At 36.5% G+C, this 1086-nt stretch carries 2 protein-coding genes; both read left to right on the top strand.

The window, feature by feature from the left end; translation table 11 throughout:
• Positions 1 to 686 (top strand): Mu transposase domain-containing protein (locus H280_RS26265; protein WP_020063415.1); only part of this gene is annotated, 686 nt, incomplete at its 5' end.
• On the top strand, positions 683 to 1086 hold a 404-nt coding region (locus tag H280_RS0122880), incomplete at its 3' end, for an ATP-binding protein (protein WP_020063414.1). The genes H280_RS26265 and H280_RS0122880, both read left to right, overlap by 4 nt.

Raw genomic sequence — 1086 nt, 5'->3', positions numbered from 1 at the left:
CCGTTGAAGTGTTTCTCCTGGAAAAGCAACACCTTCAACCTGTCTCCCCAATACTTTCTAAGGAAAGTATCTGTGCGGATATTATACCAAGGACTGTTAATAAGGACAATACTATTCGTTTTCAATCAAACCGTTATTCAGTTCCTGTAGGAACTTATAAATCTCAACCAGATAATCAAGTATTTCTAGAGATACAAGGTGAAGATGTTAATGTTTTAGTTATTCGTAAACAACCAGATGGTGATATCATTGCGGAACACCAAATTAGTTTTGAAAAAGGAAAACTGATAAAAAATCGCAACCACACGCGAGATCGTTCAAAGGGAATTGAAGAGTTAAAACGCAGTGTTATCTCTCATTTCAAAGATAAAGAAGCTGCACATATGTATGTAACTGAAATTTGCTTAAAATATGCCCGTTATCGCCGAGATCAATTAGCAATTCTTAAGATGGTAATGAAAGAAGATTCGGAGTGGATCAATCTAGCACTTCAAAAATGTATAGGTGAAAAACTCTATAGCGCAAATGATTTCCGTGATGTCGTGAGCTATTTAAAGAAATCCAATGAGGAAACAATATGGACAAGTGAAAAGGAAATTCGTATTCCTACATCTGAAATACAAATAGAGGTACCGACACGTTCTCTAGATACATATACAAGTATTTTAGGAGGACACAGTCAATGAATAGAACAATGACGGAATTACAATCTTATTTTCGCCAATTACGTTTATCGGAAACCGCTGAGGAGCTTCCTAAGCTCCTTCGCGAAGCTGAAAGACTATCTTGGACTTATTTCGAATTTTTGGAGGAGATCACGTCCTTTGAAATCAATAAGCGAGAAGAAAAAAGTATTGAAAAACGAATTAAGTGGGCTCGTTTCCCTTATTTTAAAACACTTCGTGAGTTCCAAGTTGAAGAGCAAACAGCTCTGACAGAGCGGCAATTAATACAACTACAGGAATTTAGTTGGTTAGAACAGCAGTATAACTTGATTTTATTAGGCCCTCCTGGTGTTGGTAAAACGTTTCTGGCAATAGGACTAGGAATAGAAGCTATTTACAAAGGGTTTCAAGTATACTTTGT

Origin of the sequence: Bacillus sp. 123MFChir2 (genome assembly GCF_000383235.1) — a bacterium.
In the GTDB taxonomy this organism is placed as follows: domain Bacteria; phylum Bacillota; class Bacilli; order Bacillales; family Bacillaceae_G; genus Bacillus_A.
The sequence above is the reverse complement of the archived record's forward strand: the minus strand, read 5'-3'. Positions and strand labels throughout refer to the sequence as shown.